A 19,998-nucleotide genomic window follows, 5' to 3' on the forward strand; every position below is an offset into this window, starting at 1 on the left:
GATGTCAGAAATTAAAGAAGCCCAAGCTAGAGAGGCTATGGATCCTGCCTACCAGTGGGATCTGAGCTCGATTTATGCCCAAGATGAAGACTTTGAAAAAGATTTAGCTAACTTTAGCCAACATTTAGATCGTCTAGCCCCTTACCAGAGGCAGCTCCATGAGGGGGAGGACCAGGTGATTAGCGCCCTCGAGGTTCTTTTAGAGATTAGCCGGCAACTGGAACGGCTCTATGTCTATGCCCATCTCAAGCACGACCAGGATACGACCAACGCCAAGTATTTGGACTATAACAACAAAGCCAGTGGTCTCTTGACTGAGGTCTCGAGTGCTCTGTCTTGGTTTGAGCCTGAAGTCTTGGCCTTGCCCGATGACAGTTTGGACCGCCTCGCTGAGCGTGAGGACTACGGGCAATTCTTTAAGGAATTGAGAGACCAGAAGGCCCATGTCCTGGACCCTGATTTGGAAAAAGCCTTAGCAGCAGCGGGGGAAATCTTCTCTAGCCCAGGACGAATCTTTAGCATGATTAATAACGCTGATTTAACTTTTGATCCGGTTGAAGCGGCGGATGGTCAGAAAATTTCCTTAACCCATGGGAGTTATGGCCGCTTATTAGAACACTCGGACCGCAACTTGCGCCGCCAGGCCTTCCACAATCTCTACCAGGGCTATGAAGGCTTGATCCATACCCTGGCCGAGAATATGAGTAATAATGTGAAGAGCCACAATTACAAGGCTAAGCTCCGCCACTATGACAGTGCACGGGAAGCAGCCCTGGCCCAAAACCATATTCCTGTGGCTGTCTATGAACGCCTGGTAGAAAAGGTGAATGACCACTTAGGAGACTTCCACGACTACTTAAACTTCCGCAAAGACCAGCTCGGCTTGAAAAAGATGCAGATGTATGATCTCTATACGCCCCTAGCTGGTGAGGCGCCTATCCGCTTTACTTTTGAAGAGGCTAAGGACCTTACCCGCAAGGCCCTAGCCCCCCTTGGCCAAGCTTATTTGGCTGATCTGGAACAGGCCTTTGAGGAAGGCTGGATTGATGTCTATGAGAATATCGGCAAACGGTCAGGGGCTTATTCATCTGGTGCCTATGACACCAAGCCTTATGTCCTCCTCAACTGGCAAGATTCTTTAAACGATGTCTATACCCTGGTCCATGAACTGGGCCACAGTATGCACTCTTACTACACCCGCAAGCACCAGCCTTATGTTTATGGAGATTATTCGATCTTCTTGGCTGAGATTGCTTCGACCACGAATGAAAATCTCTTAACTGAATATCTCTTAGCGACGGTGGAAGATACAGAGACCCGGATCTATATCCTCAACCAATACCTGGATAGCGTGAAGGGGACGCTCTTTAGACAGACCCAGTTCGCAGAATTCGAACAGTGGATGCATGAAGAGGCAGCTGCAGGGCGGAGTTTGACGGCAGAGACCCTCAACCAGGCCTATTTTGAACTCAACCAGCGCTATTACGGATCGGCTGTTGACCCTGAAGATAAGACGATTGCTATGGAATGGGCACGGATTCCGCATTTCTATTACAATTTCTATGTCTACCAGTATGCGACGGGCTTTTCTGCTGCTAATCGTTTGGCTGAACGGATTAGTCGTGGGGAAGAGGGGGCTGTTAGTGCCTACCTAAGCTACTTATCAGCGGGCTCTAGCGATTACCCGATTCAGGTGATGCAGCGCGCTGGTGTGGATATGACCCAGGGGGACTACTTGGATTCTGCCTTTGACCAATTCAAGACCCGCCTCCAAGAACTGAAACAATTAATGGCTTAAAAAAGAGACCCGATCTTGAAGAGCTGGCGAGTTAAGCTGGCTTTTCAAGGGGTCTCCTTTTTTATTTATTGAGTAGGCGCAGGTTGCCGGTGTTAATGGTGGACACTTGGCTTTTGTTGGCCTTGTTATGATAATGGCTGGCTTGGTAATTGAATAAACTGTCTTCTGTTGGATGAATCATTTGGTCGGTGATATAGTCCAGGTTGTCCTTCGTGATATCCTGGTCTAATTTAAGACCGTAGCGAAAATCCAAATTGTCGAAGATGACCAGGCTAGGGTTTGAACGAATCTTCATCTGCTGGGCGATTTTGAGATCTGTATGGTAGGACTTAAGGGCAGAACCCGAATCAATATCTTCCTGCCACATCTCCAGGTCGACGCGAGCTTCTTTGGCGAGTTCAAGCATTCGTTCTTTGGTAAATTCTTCTTCGGCGAGACCAAAGTGCTCCTGCATGGTCATGAGAAATTGCCGGCCAACTTTCTTGCCTTGGAGCAAGGCAGCCTTGTAGCCTACTGCAATCTGGTGCATGTGGCAGTAGAGGCGGTTGCGCTCTCCCAGGCTAAGCTTGGTCCAGTTTTTTTGTTTTAAGTATTCGTTGAATAAGCGGAAGTCATTACAGGCAATGAAGCGATAGTACACTCGCTTGTCGGTATGCTCCATAAAGTCTAGAACTTCCTCTTCACAAGAATGGCAATTACTTCCCATTGGATTAACGAATAGGAAGAGCTCGAAGACATGGTCGTGGTCTTCTGCGGTTAGGTCGGTCGTCTGCTTGTGAGAATACTGAAATTGCTTCATAAGGCTGATAACCTCCTTCCAATTGAGCCTATGCTAAAATGTATAATCGGGGACAGTCGCTTGCATACGGGCAACTTTGACGGCAGCAGGTCGCCGTTCAATCTGACGCTCTTCTAAAAAGTTTTGGAAAACTTGCCAGCCTCTTTGGGAATTGTTGACCTCCATCTCAAGTTCATAGTCTTGGTAGTGGTCGAATTGGCAGGCATCGAGGACAAGGAGCTGGCCTTGGTAGGGGAGCTCACGCCTCAAAGTTTTGAACTGCCCAATCATTTCCAAGTTTTGCCAGGCGATACCAGCCTGGGCGAGGACGTGTTTGAGGCTCTCTTTGATGACGGGGCGTCCCTGGGCTAGACTGGCTGTAAGATCTTCTACTGAGAGTCTCTCCGTATATTCCCGCATCTCTTGGTCAGCTTGGCGGACCTTGAGGGTGAGGTGCTGGTAGTTATCCGCTTGGCGAATACGTAAGCCCATTCCTCCGGCTTTGAGTTGCCGGTCAGCCGTGTCATAATACATATTGTGTAAGTGTTTGATCCTTTGCTCGCAATCTTCAAATTCGCTGATAAGCGCCTGGTACTCAGTTGGGGAAAGGATATTCTTATATTCGATTTCGACTTCTTCTTCCATTTGATCGCTCCTTTCCTTCCCTGTTTCAAGGCCATTATAGCAATTCTCAGGGGAGATAGAAACTAATGTGCTTGGCTGAAGTCTCATAAGATTAAATTTAGGATGACCAAAAAATAATCTTTAACCATATGAATTGTAACTGATAAAGAAGGACTAGGCAAGGTTTTGCACTTATTATAATTGGATATAAAGTTTATAGATAAAGGCTATTGCTTAGGGCTGTAGGGGAAAATGGGCTAACAGAAAGCTAGTTTGTCACGGTTTATGTCTTCATGAGAGAGGGATTTTTTATAGCTTATTAAGCTTTTTATGATAAAATAGGGGTGTTTGTTTGAAAAGAAAGGGGGACTGGCTCGCATGAAAGTTGCTATTGTAAATAATCCAAAGACACAGTCCTTGGCAGTAAAAGAAAAAATACTAGAATTGTTTTTAGAGCGGGGGATCTTGCTTGATCAAGACCAACCGGATATTGTGATCAGTATAGGCGGGGATGGCACCTTGCTCCATGCCTTCCATGCCTACCAAGACCAGCTTGACCGGGTGCGTTTTATCGGCTTACATACTGGCCACCTAGGTTTCTATACGGATTGGAAGGACAACCAAGTGGCCGAACTGGTCGACGCCATTAGCCGGGACCAGGGTGAGCATGTCTCCTACCCTCTCTTGGAAGTGCGCCTTGTTCATAGTGATGGGCTGAGCAGCCGACGCTTGGCTCTGAATGAATCGGCTATTCGACGCTATGAGGGGACCATGACTTGCGAAGTTTATATCCGCGATGAGCTCTTTGAAGTCTTTCGAGGGGATGGCCTTTGTGTATCGACTCCCACCGGCTCAACCGGGCTCAATAAGTCCTTAGGGGGAGCCGTGGTCCATCCGCGTTTGCAGACCCTCCAGCTGACAGAGATCGCCTCGCTCAACAACCGGGTCTTCCGTACCTTGAGCTCTTCGATGTTGATTGCACCGGATGAATGGATTGTGCTCCGACCAGGTGATGGGGAGATTTCAGGCGTCTACTTATTTGTTGACCAATACTCAGCCCCTCTTGAGGAGGTTAAGCAGATTGAATTTCGGATTGCCGAAGAGCGGATTCATTTTGCCCGTTACCGTCACTTACACTTTTGGAACCGTGTCAAGACAAGCTTTATTGGTTAGCTCTGCACAGGACACAAGGGAGGAATGAAGCACTGTGTTATCTTTTGAATGGACGGTCCACCAAGACATGTATGTTCGCACATTTTTGCGGGGGAAGGGGATTTCGCGCCGTCTTCTAGCGCGAATTAAATACCATGGTGGGGAGGTCCTCTTGAATGATGAACCTCGCTATGTGGGGACCCAGGCCGTGGTGGGCGATCGGATTAAGGTCTTAATCCCAGATGAAGGGAAGCAGGAGGAGATTGAAGGGTTGCCAGGGCCCTTGGACATTCTCTTTGAGGATGACCATTACCTAGCCGTCAATAAGCCGGCTTATTATACTTCCATTCCTTCTTTCCACAATCCCCAGGGGTCGATGGCGAATATCTTAAAGGCCTATTACCAAGCACAGAATTATGATAACCAGGTCATCCATGTGGTGACGCGCTTGGACCGGGATACTAGCGGCGTGATGCTTTTTGCCAAGCACCAATTTGCCCACTCGCTCCTGGACCAGAGCCTGCGTCAGGGCGGGATTGATAAGCGTTATTGGGCCTTTACTCCTGACCCTCTCCAGCCCAAGGACCAAGGTTTTATTGAAGCAGCAATTGGTCGGAAGCCGGGCTCGATCATTGAGCGCCGGGTTGATCCAGATGGTAAGCCGGCCTTGACGGAATACCAGCTCTTGCGGGAGACGGCAGCTGGTTACCTCTATGGGGTCCGCCTCCATACCGGGCGCACCCATCAGATCCGTGTCCACTTTGCCCATGCAGGGGCGCCTTTGTATGGAGACAGTCTCTATGGAGGAGAGATGGCAGCCGGTCTTGACCGCCAGGCCCTCCACTGCCGGAGCTTATCCTTTGACCATCCCTTGACCGGTGACCACTTGCAGATTATTGCCCCTTTAGCTGATGAATTGTCGGATTGGCAGACGCGCTACTTTGAAGCCCAAGAGAAAGAGTGTGAAAATGGTAGATAAAAAAGAAGTCCAAAACGCTGAAAATCCAGAAATCTATGAAAGCCAACAAATGACTGATGAAGAGGTTTTTGAAGGGGTCATGGCCTGCTTGAGGCGAAATGACCGGGTGGCTTTTCGCGAAGAATTCTTCAAAAACCATACCTTTGTTCAAGCGCAGATTTATTTGAATTTGGAATTTGCTGACCGCCAGCTCGTCCATGAATTCCTAGAACCCCAGGAGCTGGCTGAAATCTATGATATTATCGATGATGAAGATGAAAGCCTGATCTTAGCCTTCCTGAATGAAATGAATGACGAGTATTCGGCAGTGGTCCTGGGCGAGATGTACACCGATAATGCTGCGGATATCTTGAATGACCTGAAACCGGAGAAGATGCGAACCTATCTGCGTTTGATGCCGAAAGCGCGGGCGGATGAACTTAAGGTCCTGATGAATTATGGCGATGAAACGGCCGGGGGGATTATGACCACGGAGTTTGTCTCGATTAAGGCCAACCAAACCATCCGTTCCGCTATGACCCTGCTTCGAGCCAAGGCCGAAAATGCGGAGAGTATCTACTATCTCTATATTGTCGACGATGATAACCGCTTAGTGGGCGTTCTCTCTCTGCGTGATCTCATCCTCAGTGAAGGCCATGTCTTGGTCTCTGATGTCATGTCTAGCCGGGTGATCTCGGTGGATGTCGATGAGGAGCAGAGCCAGGTGGCCCGAACCATTAAGGACTATGATTTCTTCGCCATTCCAGTGGTAGAAGCAACCGGCGAATTGCTGGGGATTATTACTGTTGATGATATCCTTGATGTTATGGATGACGAAGCCATGGCTGATTATTCCGGTCTGGCAGGGGTGGACGTGGATGAGCAGTATGAGAGTCCATCCAAGTCTGCCAAGTCCCGCTTACCCTGGTTGATTACCTTGCTTTGCCTGGGAATGGGGACATCGAGCTTGATTAGCCAATTTGAAGGCATGATTTCAGAAGTCGCTACCCTGTCCCTCTTTATTACCCTGATCACAGGGACGGCTGGGAATGCGGGGACCCAGTCCTTGGCCGTGGCGGTTCGCAAGCTTGCCCTGCCTGATGACCAATCGACCTCGCTTTTTTCGATGATTATGCGAGAAATTGTAACGGGGCTCCTCTGTGGGGCGATTACGGGACTGACCATTATGTTGATCGTTGGTTTCTGGCAGTCTAACTTTGTCTTAGGAGCTGTGGTTGGAATTGCTATGCTCTGTGCCATTACCGTAGCCAACTTAGCGGGGAGCTTGATCCCCATCTTAATGGACCGTTTGGGCTTCGATCCCGCCGTTGCTTCGGGTCCCTTTATTACGACTTTGAGTGACTTGACTTCGGTATTGATTTACTTTACGATCGCAGCGCAGTTCCTGCCTTTGTTGATGTAATTATCGAGCTAGGACCGGAAACTTGACCTTACTTTATAAATAGATTAAAATAGTGATAGTTTAGTGATATCAAGATTAAAGCGAAGAACAGATGAGTAGATGGTGGCGCGGCACAGAGAATCCGGTAAGCTGAGAACGGATGCGTTGAAGCGATTGAATATGGTCTGTGAGCAGGGAAGGATAGAATAAGCCGTATTTAGGCTTGTGAGTCCTTCTGTTTAGTGCCCATTAAAGCACTGCCATAGCTTATGGCGAATGAGGCAGGCTGTCTAAGCCTGTAAACTAAGGTGGTAACACGTTATCAACGTCCTTACAGTGGGGTACTGTAGGGACGTTTTTATTTGATAGGAAGCTCAAAAACTGCTCGACTCTTTAGCCTGGCTAGCTAGTGGTTAAAGAATAATTTTCATATCAATGAGTTGTGAGCAGTAGCGACGTTTCGAATGATATTAGGAGGTTGAGGATATGCCGATTAAAGTTGCGGGTAATTTACCAGCGATTCACCGTTTAGCAGAGGAAAATATTTTTGTTATGAATGATCGACGGGCGGAGATGCAAGACTTCCGTACCCTTGAAATTGTGATTGTGAATCTGATGCCGACTAAGGAAGCAACCGAAGAGCAGCTGCTCCGTCTATTAAGTAACTCGCCCTTGCAGGTCAATATCACTTTTCTTCATACGGCTAGTCACACTTCCAAGCATATTTCGGAAAAGCACTTGCGAACTTTCTATCGGACCTTTGAAGATATTAAGGACCGTTACTTTGATGGGATGATCATCACGGGGGCGCCGGTGGAAACTATGCCCTTTGAAGCTGTTAATTATTGGGAAGAATTAGAAGCGATTATGAATTGGAGCGAGGGCCATGTTTTCTCCACCATGCACATTTGTTGGGGAGCCCAAGCTGCCCTTTATCATCATTATGGGATCAATAAGTTTCCGCTTAAGGATAAGCTCTTTGGTATCTACGAGCAGCGGCTGAATGACCGAGAAAACAGTCTAGGGCGGGGCTTAGATGATGTCTTCCTCATGCCTCATTCCCGGCACACAGAAGTTCGCCGCGAAGATATTGAAGCCCAGGATGAGCTGGAAGTTCTTGCCTATTCGGAGGACGGTAGTGTGAGTGTGGCCTACAGCAAGGACCAGCGTTTCGTCTTTATCTTTGGGCACGTGGAATATGATGCTGAGACCTTGGATAAGGAATACCGCCGCGACCTTGACGCGGGTAAGACCATCCAGATGCCCCGTAATTACTATCCGAACGATGATCCCAAGCAAGCTCCGCCATTGAAGTGGCGGACAGCTGCTAATATGCTCTTTAGCAACTGGCTGAACTATTATGTCTACCAAGATACGCCATTTGTTATTGAACAGATTCCAGAGAAATGGCGGGTTGAAAAATAGGCTCTGCTATATGTCACCGTAATGATAGCAACAAGAAAAGGAAGCCTGGTTGTGGCTTCCTTTTTGTATGTCAATTTTTAGCTTTAAAGCAGTTCGAGTAAGTGTTCGATTTCAGAACCACTTTCTTCAATGGACTTGTATTCAATGGAGATTTCCTGGACACCGAGTTCTTGGTAGATGGACCGGGCATGTTGGAGTTCGTGCTTGATACGGTCTAGCTGGCTATAAGGAGCCTCCCCGGTCAAGCCCAGGTCTTTCAAGCGGTGGGTACGCACATTGAGGATATAGCGCGGGGAAGCAATCAGACCAAAGAGTTTCTTAGGGGGCGCTTGACGGAGGGTTTCCGGGAGCTGGACTTCTGGCATGAGAGGGAAGTTGGCAACCTTCCAGGAATGGTTAGCCAGGTACATGGAAAGGGGCGTTTTACCTGAGCGCGAGACGCCGAGCAGGATAATATCTGCTTCCAGCAGGCTCTTCTGACTGAGCTTGCCGTCGTCATGCTTGATGGCGTATTCCATGGCGGCCATGCGGTTGAAGTAATCTTGATTGACCCGGCGCTGGGCTCCAATTTCTTGGCTCGGCGCTAACTGGGTGGTCTGGCTGACTTGGTCAATCATCTCCTGCATAAAGTTGACATAAGCCAGGCCTTGGTCTTGGGCAAAGTTCCGGGCACAGTGGTCGAGCGTTTGATTCACAAAGGTGGCGGCCAAAAGAGCCTCTTCTTTCTTAGCATCTTCCAGGATGGGGAGGAGGTCTTCTGTCTCCTGGATGAAGGGGTAGCGTTTAATCTGGGGCTTGAGACCGTGCTGGAACTGGGCAAGAACAGCTTGGGCCATGAGGCGGGCGCTTTCGCCAACAGCATCTGATAATATATAGATATTTTTGTGAATCATAAATCTTCCTCGCTAACTAGGGATTGAACAAATAAACGGACAAGATGGGTTTTGGATAGTTTTCCCAAAATTTTAAAGTGTTCCAGGTCTTCGACCACGGGCAAGGAGTCCACCTCGTGTTTAACTAGGATTTTGGCCGCTTCGATGAGGGGGGTGTCCGCACGGGTGACCAGAATATTGGGCATCCGGGTCATAATGACCGCTAGAGCCGTTTGACCTTGGTCGCCTCCTGAAAGGCTGGCCCGCAGGAGGTCCTTGCGCGAGACAATCCCTAAGAGCTCTTGGTCTTCGGGAAGGCTCACATAGAGCGAACCGGAATCATAGAGGAAGAGCAGGGTGATTGCCTCTTGGACGGAACTATCTGGGCTCACTTGGATAGCAGACCCCATCACATCCGCCACTGTCAAGTCAGAAAATTGGTCGGACCAGAGCGGTTCAACATTTTGCCCGGTATAGAAGTAACCAATTTTTGGTTTAGCGTCTAGTATCCCGACCATGGTGAGGACAGCTAGGTCGCTACGCAGGGTAGACTTGGTAAGTTGGAAATGGTCAGCAATGGCATCAGCTGTGATGGGCTGTTTTTTCTTGACAATGCGGATAATTTCCTCTTGGCGTTGGCTAAATTTCATGCATCTTCCTCAATTTCTAATTCTTAGCGACGACAAATGGTTAGGCCCGGTTTAGAAGACTGGCTTGGGCGGCTGCTAATTGGGCAATGGGGAGGCGGAAGGGCGAGCAGGAGATATAGTCGAGTCCAATCGCATCAAAGAAGGCGATCGAAGCAGGGTCTCCGGCTACTTCACCGCACACCCCAATCGGAATATCAGGCTTAGCGGACCGGGCTTTTTGGCAGGCAAGCTTGATCAAGGCGCCCACGCCTTCTTGATCGAGACTTTGGAAAGGATCCTTGGCTAGGGTGCCATCTGCCAGGTATTGGTGGATAAACTTGCCAGCATCGTCCCTGGAATAGCCAAAAGTCATTTGGGTCAGGTCATTAGTCCCAAAGCTCATAAAGTCGGCATCCTGGGCAATTTGGTCAGCCGTTAGACAAGCCCTTGGAATCTCTATCATTGTACCAATTTTATAAGATAAAGTCATCTGGTGTTCAGCTAGATAGCGGTCTGCTGTTTCCTCTAGTCTTTGTTTTAAAAGCTGTAATTCTTTGGCTAGGCTAACCAGGGGAATCATAATTTCCACTTTTAAGTCCTGACCACCGGCTTCTTGGCTGGACCTGGAACCGGCTAGGATAGCGTGAACCTGCATTTCATAAAGTTCGGGATAGGTCATAGCGAGCCGGCAGCCCCGGTGACCCAGCATCGGGTTAACTTCCTTCAATTGTTGGATTCGGTCCTTGAGGGCTTCTTCAGAAAGTTCAAGCGACTGGGCCAGGCTTAGAATTTCTTGTTCATCCTGGGGCAAGAATTCATGGAGGGGAGGGTCAAGTAAGCGGATGACCGTTTTTTGCCCCTGGCTGAGATCAAAGATAGCTTTAAAGTCTGCTTCTTGGTAGCCGGCAATTCTTTCTAGTGCCGCATGGCGGTCGTTGTCATTTGAAGAAAGGATAAAGCGGCGAATTTCTAAGAGGCGTTCAGCCTGGAAGAACATGTGCTCAGTGCGTACGAGACCGATCCCTTGCGCCTTGAAGTCAAAACCTGTTTGGATGTCTTGGGGATTTTCAGCATTCATGCGAACGGCGAGGCGGCTCTCTTCACGGGCCCAGGTCATTAAGGCTTCGAAGTCAGCTCCGGCCTTGCTGGGGCTGCTTGGAACATGGCCCAGGTAGACCTTGCCTGTATTGCCGTCGACGGATATGCTATCACCTTCGTGGAGCAAGCGGTCGCCACAGTGGAGGAGGCCTTGACCTTCATCAACATTCAAGTCATGGCAGCCAGTCACGCAGCACTTGCCCATGCCGCGAGCGACAACCGCTGCGTGGGAGGTCATACCGCCATGGCAGGTGAGGATAGCTTGGGCAGCCGTCATGCCTTCAATATCTTCAGGCGAGGTTTCTTGACGGACGAGGATGCAAGCTTTGCCAGCTTCGGCCCAGTCCTTGGCCTTGTCTGCTGTGAATACAATCGCCCCACTGGCGGCTCCTGGGCTGGCTGCTAGTCCAGCTTCTGATAGGAGTTCTGCCTGGCTTAAGTTTTCTTCTGTAAAGCTAGGGTGGAGCAACTGGTCAAGGCTCTTGGCATCGACTTGTTGGAGGGCCTCGGCCTTGGTGATGAGCCCTTCCTTGACCATGTCTACCGCAATTTTAACCGCAGCCTTGGCGGTCCGCTTCCCATCCCGGGTTTGGAGGAAGTAGAGCTTGCCTTCCTCGATCGTAAATTCGATATCTTGCATATTATGGTAGTGGGCCTCGAGTTTATTCGCTAGGCTTTCAATTTCTTGGTAGATCTGAGGGGCTTGCTGATTGATTTCATCGAGGGCTTGGGGGGTTCGGATACCGGCTACCACGTCTTCTCCCTGAGCATTGACTAGGAATTCACCAAAAAGTTCCTTTTCTCCGCTTGCAGGATGGCGGGTAAAGAGGACACCCGTGCCTGAATGGGGCCCCAGATTACCAAAGACCATTTCTTGGATGTTGACAGCTGTACCCAGGTCATCAGGAATATCGTGGAGCTGGCGGTAGACGCGGGCCCGCTTGTTGTTCCAAGATTTAAAGACCGCCTCTACCGCATCATAGATTTGTTGGTGGACATCTTGGGGGAAGGGGAAGTTCAATTCTTCTTGGTAGATGGTTTTGAAGTCTGCCACTAAGTCTCTTAGAGCCTGGCTGCTGAGCTCGTAATCGGCAGTGACCTTTTCTTTGCGGCGGGCCTGGCTGAGTCGGTCTTCAAATAATTGACTGTCCAAGCCGTAGACCACATCGGCGTACATCTGTAAGAGCCGCCGGTAGCAGTCATAGGCGAAGTGGGGGTTATCCGTCATTTGGGCCAAAGCCTCCACATTCTCGTCGTTTAAGCCCACATTCAGGATGGTATCCATCATCCCTGGCATGGAGATTTTAGCCCCACTGCGGACAGAAACCAGTAAGAGTTGGTCTTTTTGGTTAAATTGCTTGTGGGTTTGTGCTTCCAATTCTTGGATGGCTTTTTGAATATCCGTTTTAAGGTCAGTACTTAGCCCTTGCTTAGGGTCTTTAAGATAGTCGAGACAAGCTTGGGTCGTGATGGTAAAACCTTGGGGAACAGGCAGTCCCAAACGACAGAGTTCGGCTAAGTTAGCTCCCTTGCCGCCCAGTAAATCGCGCATTCCAGCATGACCTTCTGTGAAAGCATAAACATTTTGTGACATAATAGCCTCCTTTGACTGCTAAGTGATACGTCACAAAGATTATATAATGCAACACATATAATTGCAAGCGCTTTTTTGATTGTGAATAGCTACTTAGGGGGCGGAATAGCTTTTTAAATGCAGATCTATGAAGGAAAAATTCTTTTTTCACAAATGTTTTATATGATATTAGAGCTTTTATATGATATGTGATGCATTATAGATGAAAATACATCCTCAAAGAAAAACAGGAAAGCAGTCAGTTTAACTGTTTTCCTGTTTACTCTATTTTTCAGCTAAGGAGAGGCGCATTTGCAGGTGGGGGATGCCAGCTTCTTCAAAGTAGTCGCCTTCCCCTTGGTAGCCGCATAGCTGGTAGAAGTTCTCGCGACCGACCTGGGCATGGAGGATGAGTTCTTTAAAGCCTTGTTCTTGGCTATAAGCTTGGCATTCAGCCATCAGCTCTCGCCCAATCCCATGGTCTCTTTGGGCCTTCAAGACAGCGACGCGTTGGACCTTGGCCGTCTCTTGGGAGAGGGGGAGGAGTCGGGCGCAGGCTAAGGGCTCACCAGCTCGATAGGCCACCAGGTGTCTAGCTAGCCTTTCCTTGTCATCGATTTCCAGTGCGGGGTCGATCCCTTGTTCACCGATAAAAACGGCTTTGCGGATAGCCAGGGCATCCTGGTAAGTTTGGGAGTTAAGGTCTTGGGTCCATTTAAATTTCATGCGCATCATTCCTTTTTTTGCTTAATTCTAGCACTAAAGCTGTGGGTAAAGCTAATAAAATATCTAGCGGCTAATATTTTACTTGCTTAGAAGTTATGATAGAATGAGGGGATGTAAAAAACAGTTAGAGTTAAATATAAAGGATGAAGAAGATGAATCTTAAAGAAGAAGTTCAAAAACGGCGCACTTTTGCCATTATTTCCCACCCAGATGCGGGGAAAACAACGATTACTGAGCAGCTCCTACTATTCTCTGGGGCCATCCGCCAAGCCGGGACCGTCAAAGGGAAAAAGACTGGTCAATATGCCAAGTCTGACTGGATGGATATTGAGAAGAAACGGGGAATTTCCGTTACTTCTTCCGTTATGGAGGTCGATTATGACGGTCACCAGGTCAATATTGTAGATACCCCTGGCCACGAGGATTTCTCTGAAGATACTTACCGAACTTTGATGGCTGTGGATGCGGCTGTCATGGTGATCGATTCGGCTAAGGGGATCGAACCCCAGACTAAAAAACTTTTCCAGGTTTGTGCCATGCGGGGCATTCCTATCTTTACTTTTATGAATAAGTTGGACCGCGATGGCCGTGAGCCCATGGACTTGGTGGCCGAATTGGAGGATATCTTAGGGATTGATGCCTATCCAATGAATTGGCCAATCGGCATGGGCAAGAGCCTGGAAGGCATTTATGATATCTATAATCAACGGATCGAGCTCAACCATCCAGAAGCGGAGGATCCTTTCCTCGCCTTGGATGAATCCGGCGACCTCGCCCAAAGTCACCCGATCCAGTCTTCTATTTTCTATGAAGAAGCCTTGGAGAATGTCCAATTGCTCCAGGAAGCTGGCAATGACTTTGACAAGGAAGCCATCCTTAACGGGAAGCTGACTCCTGTCTTCTTTGGCTCTGCCCTGACTGGTTTTGGCGTCCAAACCTTCCTGGATAGCTTTGTTGATTTTGCACCAGCACCGGGTCCAGTGGAAACCCAGGATGGCGAAGTGGTCAGCCCTTTAGATCCAGAGATGTCTGGTTTTATCTTCAAAATCCAAGCTAATATGGATCCCCGGCACCGCGACCGAATTGCCTTTGTTCGGATTTGTTCGGGGAGTTTCGAAGAGGGGATGACGGTCAAATTGGCCCGCAATGATAAGAAGCTGAAACTCAATAATACGACCCGCTTTATGGCCGACAGCCGGGAGAACGCGAGCGAAGCGGTTGCAGGGGACATTATCGGCCTCTATGATACCGGCAATTTCCAGATCGGAGACTCTATTTATGCAGGCAGCCAGAAGGTTCAGTTCAAGCCCCTGCCCCAGTTTACGCCAGAGCTCTTTATGAAGGTGACACCTAAGAATGTGATGAAGCAAAAATCCTTCCACAAGGGAGTAGAGCAGCTGGTCCAAGAAGGGGCCATCCAACTCTATAAGACCTGGTTTACTGAAGAATATATCCTGGGAGCTGTAGGTCACTTGCAGTTTGAAGTCTTCGAAGATCGCTTGAAAAATGAATACAATTCTGAAGTGATTATGTCTTCTATGGGCTCTAAGACCGCGCGCTGGATTGACGAAGACGACCTCGATCCCAATATGTCATCGAGCCGGAACCTGCTCTGCAAGGACCGCTACGGCCAGCCTGTCTTCCTCTTTGAAAATAATTTCGCTGAGCGCTGGTTCCAAGACAAGTATCCGGATGTCGAATTGAAGAGCTTGCTTTAAGAAAAAAACAATATTTATAACAATCAAAAAGTGCAGTCCCGAATTTTCAGGACTGCACTTTTATCTTTTGAAGTTATTCACTTTCTTCGTCATCACTCACACTATCAACATCTGATTCCGAGTCAGACGCATTATTTTCCTTCAGTTCACTGACGGTAATCTTCTTGTCATCATCCAGGTCAAAGCTGATTTCCTTCAACTCTGGGTGCTTGAGATAGGCATCCGCGATTTGGTCTTCGATGTGTTCTTGGAGGACACGGCGGAGGGGCCGGGCGCCTAGTTTAGGATTATAACCCAGTTCCACGAGTTCATCCTTGGCTTCTGGACTCACTTGGACCTGAATGCCTTGACCTTTGAGCAGGTGATTCATTTCTTTGAGCATGAGGTCAATAATGACAATGAGCTCTTCTTTAGTCAATGGTTCAAATTCGACAATGGCGTCGAAGCGGTTAAGGAATTCCGGCTTGAAGTAGTCGTCCAGCTTGTCGAGAACCGTCTTGGTCTTACCTTGCTGGCTGGCGGCGAAACCGACGCTGGATTCGACACCGGCTGATCCCGCATTAGAGGTCATAATGATGATGGTGTCTTTAAAGGAAACCACCCGGCCTTGGGAGTCAGTGAGTCGGCCGTCATCCATGATCTGCAAGAAGAGGTTGAGGACATCGGGGTGGGCCTTTTCAATCTCGTCGAGAAGGATCAGGGAGTAAGGGCGGCGCCGGACTTGTTCGGTTAAACGACCAGCTTCTTCGTAGCCCACATAGCCAGGTGGTGAACCGATCAGCTTGCTGACACTGTGTTTCTCCATGTATTCACTCATATCAAAGCGCACCATGGCATCCTTGCTACCGAAGAGTTCGCGGGCGAGTTGACGGGCAAGTTCTGTCTTACCAACACCAGTCGGCCCAACGAAGAGGAAGCTACCGATAGGACGTTCACCAGCAGTCAAGCCGACCCGGTTGCGGCGGATAGCCCGACTGACAGCTTCAATCGCTTCATCCTGTCCGATGACACGGGACTGCAAGTTTTCCTCTAAGTTGATGAGCTGGTTTTGTTCTTGCTCTTGGAGGTCAGAGACAGGGATGCCGGTCTTTTCTTCCACAATGGATTGAATGTCTTCGACTTCCACCCGGGGGCGTTTTTCAGGGACATCCACATGGTTGTCGCGCATTTCTTGGTATTTGGCTAATTGGTCCCGGTAGTAGGCCGCTTTTTCATAGTCTTCGGCTTCGGTTGCCATTTGCTTCAGGTCATTCAATTGCGTAATTTGCTTGTCCAGCGATTCCAAGTCCACAAAAGGAATGGTAAGATTCTTGCGCGAGCCTGATTCATCTAAGAGGTCGATGGCTTTGTCCGGGAGCTGACGGTCAGTGATGTAGCGGTCAGATAGGCGGACAGTGGCTTCAATGGCCTCTGGGCTGTAGATAACATTGTGGTATTTCTCATACTTATCCGTAATGCCCTGGATAATTTCAAGGGTTTCTTCCACGCTTGGTTCTTCCACATAAACGGGTTGGAGGCGACGGGCGAGGGCCCCATCTTTTTCGATTTGGCGGAATTCATTGAGGGTGGTTGCCCCAACTAATTGGAGCTCACCCCGGGCTAGGGCTGGCTTGAGGATATTTCCTGCGTCCATGGAGCCTTCAGCGCTACCGGCACCGACAATTTCATGAATTTCATCAATGAAAAGGATAATGTCATCATTGGCACTGACTTCTTGGATTAATTGTTGCATTTTTTCCTCGAATTGCCCGCGCACACCGGTTCCTTGGACCAAGGAGGCTACATCTAAGGAAATCACTTCCTTATTTTGAAGTTTTTCAGGGACCTCCTTCGCCACAATTTTTTGGGCGAGGCCTTCAACTACCGCCGTTTTCCCAACACCGGCTTCCCCGATCAGGACGGGATTGTTTTTGTTCCGACGGTTGAGGATTTCGATCACTCGGCGAATTTCATTGTCGCGTCCAATTATGGGATCGAAGTGGTCATTCTGAGCCAGGTTCGTCATATTCGTGCCATAAGTTGACAGCAGGCTCTGTTCATTATTTGTACTTTGCCCTTGACCAGCGGTGAAGTTAGCAAAAGGATTCTCTCCCTGCTTGGAAGAGGCCTGGAAGCCTGCCGGGTTCTGGCGGAGGCTTCTAAAAATACTATCAAGGTCATTCCAAGGGAGGTCTTGGTTTGGGTTATTTTGTTGGTGGTTTTCTTGGGAGCCGCCATCATTGATGACTTCGCGATAACAATGTTGGCAGAGGTTGATGGCTTGGCGCTTGCCGTTAACATTGGCATACATATGGATCGCGGCTTGGCGCTTGCCACAGCGTTGACAAATCATAGGGTCACTCCTTTATCTTTACAAATACTTGGTCAAGTAGTGAGTCAAGATATCTTGACCAATACTGACTATATCTACATTATACATTGACCTTTACTGACTTTCAAGTTTTAAGCCTTAAATTTATCCCAGAAAGTGTACAAATTAGCTGGCAAAAAATAAAGATGTGAATCTGCTAAAAATTTAGGTAAAGACTTGCATAAAAAAACTGATAGCGGTATCATATGATTAAGTAATCTTTACCACAGGGCCTTGTTTCAAGTGCGCAAACGTGGTAAATTATTATTTAGGAGTATGTTCATCTCTCTTGAGTTTGAGTATTCTGCTACGAAGTGAAGTCAATAATATAGATTAAGGAGATATTTATTATGCAAAAAGAAACTTTCAATATTACTGCTGAAACTGGTATCCACGCACGTCCAGCTACTTTATTAGTTCAAACTGCTAGCAAGTTTGAATCTGAAATCAACTTGGAATATAAAGGTAAATCTGTTAACCTTAAATCCATCATGGGCGTTATGTCTTTAGGTGTTGGTAAAGGCGCAGATGTTGAAATTACAGCTGAAGGTAGCGACGAAGAAGAAGCTATCGCAGCTATTAAAGAAACAATGTCAAACGAAGGTTTGTCTGAATAATTGAAAACTTTCACTAACCGGTGCTCGCACCGGTTATTTTTTTTGTTTCTTTATAAAGAGTGAGACTGTTCCAAAAGTCGTTCAGGACTGACTTTTGGAACAGATTTTCGAAACAAGCTCCTTTTTAAGAGGCTGGGGCTTTTGTCCCATCCTCTTCGACTTCACAAACTCTATTCATTCAATTGTCAACTTTTATCGCAAGAGCTTTTTTAATAATTTAGGGATTTTTTCATGCATTGTTCAAGAAGTCTCTGGGAGACTATGCTAGAATAAAGTAAGACGCTAGAGGAATGGATAGCTCTGGCTAAGAAATTTAGAATAATTGTTCACAGGAGCAAGGAATTAGTGTACAATTTTAGCTAAGTTACTTTATATTTAATAGGGTAATTTGGGATATAGTGAAAGGAGTTTTCTTATGAAAACATCACAGTTAAAAGCGATTCTTAACCGTTTAGAAGCGATGACGGCAGATGATTCTGAGATTGAGGTAAGACGTTTCGAATTTGAAGGTCAGGAACGCTGCCAAGTTCGTTACGATCGTGAAACTGAGAGCTTTGAATTGCATGACCATACAATTAATGAAAGCTTCCAATTTGACGATATTGACTTAGTTGCCATTGAAATCTTTGAATTGTTGCAATAGAACGAAATCCGATTATCGGCAGTTAGCTGCTGAAACGCTGGGTCGTGTTTGGCACGGCTCTTTTTTTGAAGCGGATAAGGAAGGGTGAAGAGCGGTAGTGAATGCATTGAACTTGGATAAGCTGGCAGATAGACTAGCTGAAGCAGATGAAATTGTGGACTTGAATTGGCCGGGAGCTTTGGAAGTTAAGCAAATTAGCTATGATTCCAGAGAGGTTGAGCCGGGCTGCTTGTTCTTTTGTAAGGGGGCACACTTTGATCCGAAGTTTCTTGACCAGGCTAAGGCCAAGGGAGCGGTCGCTTATATAGCGGAAGATCATTATCCCCAAGTTGACCTTCCTTACTGCCAGGTGCGCGATGTCCGCCGGGCAATGCCCTTAGTGGCTGACGCTTTTTATGGGTCTCCCTACCAGGACTTTGACTTGATTGGGATTACGGGAACCAAGGGCAAGACGACGACCACAGCCTATCTCCATGCCATCCTCGATGCCTACCAAGAGGACCAAGGCAAGCCAGCAACAGCCTTCCTCTCCTCTAATCGTTTCGATGATGGGATTGATCGGGGCGCTTCCCAGCTAACGACGCCGGAATCCTTGCCATTGTTTAAGCACTTTGACCATGCCCGTCAGAGCCAGCGCGATTTCATGACCATGGAAGTGTCCAGCCAGGCTTTGAAGTATCGTCGGGTCGATCAAGTCCTATTTGATGTGGCAGCCTTTTTAAATATTTCAAGAGACCATATCAGCCCTAATGAACACCCTAATTTTGAGGATTATTTTGAAAGCAAGCTTAAAATTTTTGACCGGGCCAAGTGTGCCGTTCTCGTTAAAGATAGCGACCACTACGACCGTATTCTAGACCGTGCCCAAAGGAGTCCCGAAGTCGAAGAGATTATAACAGTGAGTCTCAATGATGCGAGCGCTGATTACTATGCGACAGATATCCAGGCGCAAGCGGACGGCCAGCGCTTTACCCTCCACGATCCGGAAGGGCAGGAAGAAATGACTATGAGTATGCAGGGAATCTTCAACGTGGAAAATGCCCTGGTCGCTATAGCCATTGCCCGTCATTACGGTGTTCCTTATGCCTTGATTAACCAAGCCTTGGCTCAAATTAAGGCACCAGGACGCATGGAGGTCTTTCAGTCAGCTGATGGCCAGCTGAAGGCTATCGTGGACTTTGCCCACAATCTCTTGAGTTTTGAGCAGCTTTTCCATGCTGCTAAGCAGATGTTCCCTGACCACCGCTACCGGATTGTCTTTGGGGCACCGGGAAATCGCGGGATCGGTCGGCGCGAAGACTTGCCCCAGGTTGCTGCCCAGGAGGCGGACGCCATTTACTTGACCATGGATGACCCAGGTACCGAGTCTGTTGAAACGATCTGTCAAACTCTCCACCAGCATGTCTTAGAGGCTGGTGGCCAAGCAGAGATTATATTGGACCGACCTCAAGCCATCCACCAAGCTTTTGTGGATGCAGCGGCAGACCAAGCGCCAAATGTGGTTCTTTTAGCCGGTAAGGGCGATGAATGTTTTATGAAGATTAATGGTAATAAGGAAGACTATTTAGGGGATGTGCACTATGCCCAGGCTGAATTGAAAGTCTATGACAAAGCGCAGTCAACTTCTAAGTAAGA

Annotated in this window: 16 protein-coding genes; 9 read left to right on the forward strand and 7 right to left on the reverse strand. The window is 48.1% G+C overall.

From position 1 onward, the window contains the following. Nucleotide 1: 1 nt before the first annotated feature. A complete protein-coding gene (gene pepF / locus AWM72_RS07305) occupies nt 2–1,798 on the forward strand; it encodes an oligoendopeptidase F (RefSeq protein WP_067975549.1) in 1,797 nt (598 codons plus the stop codon). Nucleotides 1,799–1,859: 61 nt separating this feature from the next. Here the strand turns inward: pepF and AWM72_RS07310 are convergent, their stop codons facing one another. Further along, nucleotides 1,860–2,597, reverse strand: coding sequence for a DsbA family protein (locus AWM72_RS07310; RefSeq protein WP_067975551.1), 738 nt, complete (start codon nt 2,595–2,597; stop codon nt 1,860–1,862). A gap of 33 nt (nt 2,598–2,630) precedes the next feature. Further along, nucleotides 2,631–3,221: a CYTH domain-containing protein gene (locus tag AWM72_RS07315; RefSeq protein ID WP_067975555.1), complete on the reverse strand. Its 591-nt coding sequence runs from the start codon at nt 3,219–3,221 to the stop codon at nt 2,631–2,633. Between the two features lie 357 nt (nt 3,222–3,578). Between AWM72_RS07315 and AWM72_RS07320 the strand changes: the two genes are divergently transcribed. The 4 genes from AWM72_RS07320 (at nt 3,579) to metA (ending at nt 8,137) form a co-directional block, all read left to right on the forward strand. Continuing rightward, nucleotides 3,579–4,373 (forward strand): NAD kinase, encoded by a 795-nt coding sequence (locus AWM72_RS07320; RefSeq protein WP_067975559.1) that lies wholly within the window; start codon nt 3,579–3,581, stop codon nt 4,371–4,373. 34 nt (nt 4,374–4,407) lie between these two features. After that, on the forward strand, nt 4,408–5,331 hold the full coding sequence (locus tag AWM72_RS07325; protein ID WP_067975562.1) for an RluA family pseudouridine synthase: 924 nt from the start codon (nt 4,408–4,410) through the stop codon (nt 5,329–5,331). 31 nt (nt 5,332–5,362) lie between these two features. Beyond that, nucleotides 5,363–6,733, forward strand: coding sequence for a magnesium transporter (gene mgtE / locus AWM72_RS07330; RefSeq protein ID WP_180754557.1), 1,371 nt, complete (start codon nt 5,363–5,365; stop codon nt 6,731–6,733). A gap of 465 nt (nt 6,734–7,198) precedes the next feature. Beyond that, complete coding sequence (gene metA / locus AWM72_RS07335; RefSeq protein ID WP_067975568.1) at nt 7,199–8,137, forward strand: homoserine O-acetyltransferase MetA; 939 nt, start codon at nt 7,199–7,201, stop codon at nt 8,135–8,137. Between the two features lie 83 nt (nt 8,138–8,220). On the opposite strand, the gene AWM72_RS07340 is transcribed toward metA, so the two are convergent. From AWM72_RS07340 to AWM72_RS07355, 4 genes are all read right to left on the reverse strand, one after another. Next, the gene (locus AWM72_RS07340) at nt 8,221–9,030 is read right to left on the reverse strand and encodes a pyruvate, water dikinase regulatory protein (RefSeq protein ID WP_067975571.1); all 810 of its coding nucleotides are present in this window, start codon (nt 9,028–9,030) and stop codon (nt 8,221–8,223) included. Next, entirely contained in the window at nt 9,027–9,659 is a 633-nt protein-coding gene (locus AWM72_RS07345) for a CBS domain-containing protein (RefSeq protein WP_067975573.1), read from the reverse strand. The genes AWM72_RS07340 and AWM72_RS07345 overlap by 4 nt, the downstream gene beginning before the upstream one ends. 40 nt (nt 9,660–9,699) lie before the next feature. Beyond that, nucleotides 9,700–12,330 (reverse strand): pyruvate, phosphate dikinase, encoded by a 2,631-nt coding sequence (ppdK, locus tag AWM72_RS07350; RefSeq protein WP_067975577.1) that lies wholly within the window; start codon nt 12,328–12,330, stop codon nt 9,700–9,702. Nucleotides 12,331–12,594: 264 nt separating this feature from the next. Continuing rightward, complete coding sequence (locus AWM72_RS07355; protein WP_067975580.1) at nt 12,595–13,035, reverse strand: GNAT family N-acetyltransferase; 441 nt, start codon at nt 13,033–13,035, stop codon at nt 12,595–12,597. A gap of 143 nt (nt 13,036–13,178) precedes the next feature. On the opposite strand from AWM72_RS07355, the gene AWM72_RS07360 reads away from it, so the two are divergent. Further along, nucleotides 13,179–14,753, forward strand: a complete 1,575-nt coding sequence (locus AWM72_RS07360) for a peptide chain release factor 3 (protein ID WP_067975583.1) — start codon at nt 13,179–13,181, stop codon at nt 14,751–14,753. A gap of 73 nt (nt 14,754–14,826) precedes the next feature. On the opposite strand, the gene AWM72_RS07365 is transcribed toward AWM72_RS07360, so the two are convergent. Continuing rightward, complete coding sequence (locus tag AWM72_RS07365; protein ID WP_067975587.1) at nt 14,827–17,085, reverse strand: ATP-dependent Clp protease ATP-binding subunit; 2,259 nt, start codon at nt 17,083–17,085, stop codon at nt 14,827–14,829. Between the two features lie 368 nt (nt 17,086–17,453). Between AWM72_RS07365 and AWM72_RS07370 the strand changes: the two genes are divergently transcribed. From AWM72_RS07370 to AWM72_RS07380, 3 genes are all read left to right on the forward strand, one after another. Then, the gene (locus AWM72_RS07370) at nt 17,454–17,720 is read left to right on the forward strand and encodes a phosphocarrier protein HPr (protein ID WP_067975590.1); all 267 of its coding nucleotides are present in this window, start codon (nt 17,454–17,456) and stop codon (nt 17,718–17,720) included. Nucleotides 17,721–18,135: 415 nt separating this feature from the next. Further along, nucleotides 18,136–18,363 carry a YkuJ family protein gene (locus tag AWM72_RS07375; protein ID WP_067975593.1) on the forward strand — a complete coding sequence of 76 codons (228 nt, stop codon included), beginning with the start codon at nt 18,136–18,138 and terminating at the stop codon, nt 18,361–18,363. 97 nt (nt 18,364–18,460) lie between these two features. After that, complete coding sequence (locus AWM72_RS07380; RefSeq protein ID WP_067975596.1) at nt 18,461–19,996, forward strand: Mur ligase family protein; 1,536 nt, start codon at nt 18,461–18,463, stop codon at nt 19,994–19,996. Nucleotides 19,997–19,998: the final 2 nt, after the last annotated feature.

The organism is Aerococcus sanguinicola (assembly GCF_001543145.1).
Taxonomy (GTDB): Bacteria; Bacillota; Bacilli; order Lactobacillales; family Aerococcaceae; genus Aerococcus; species Aerococcus sanguinicola.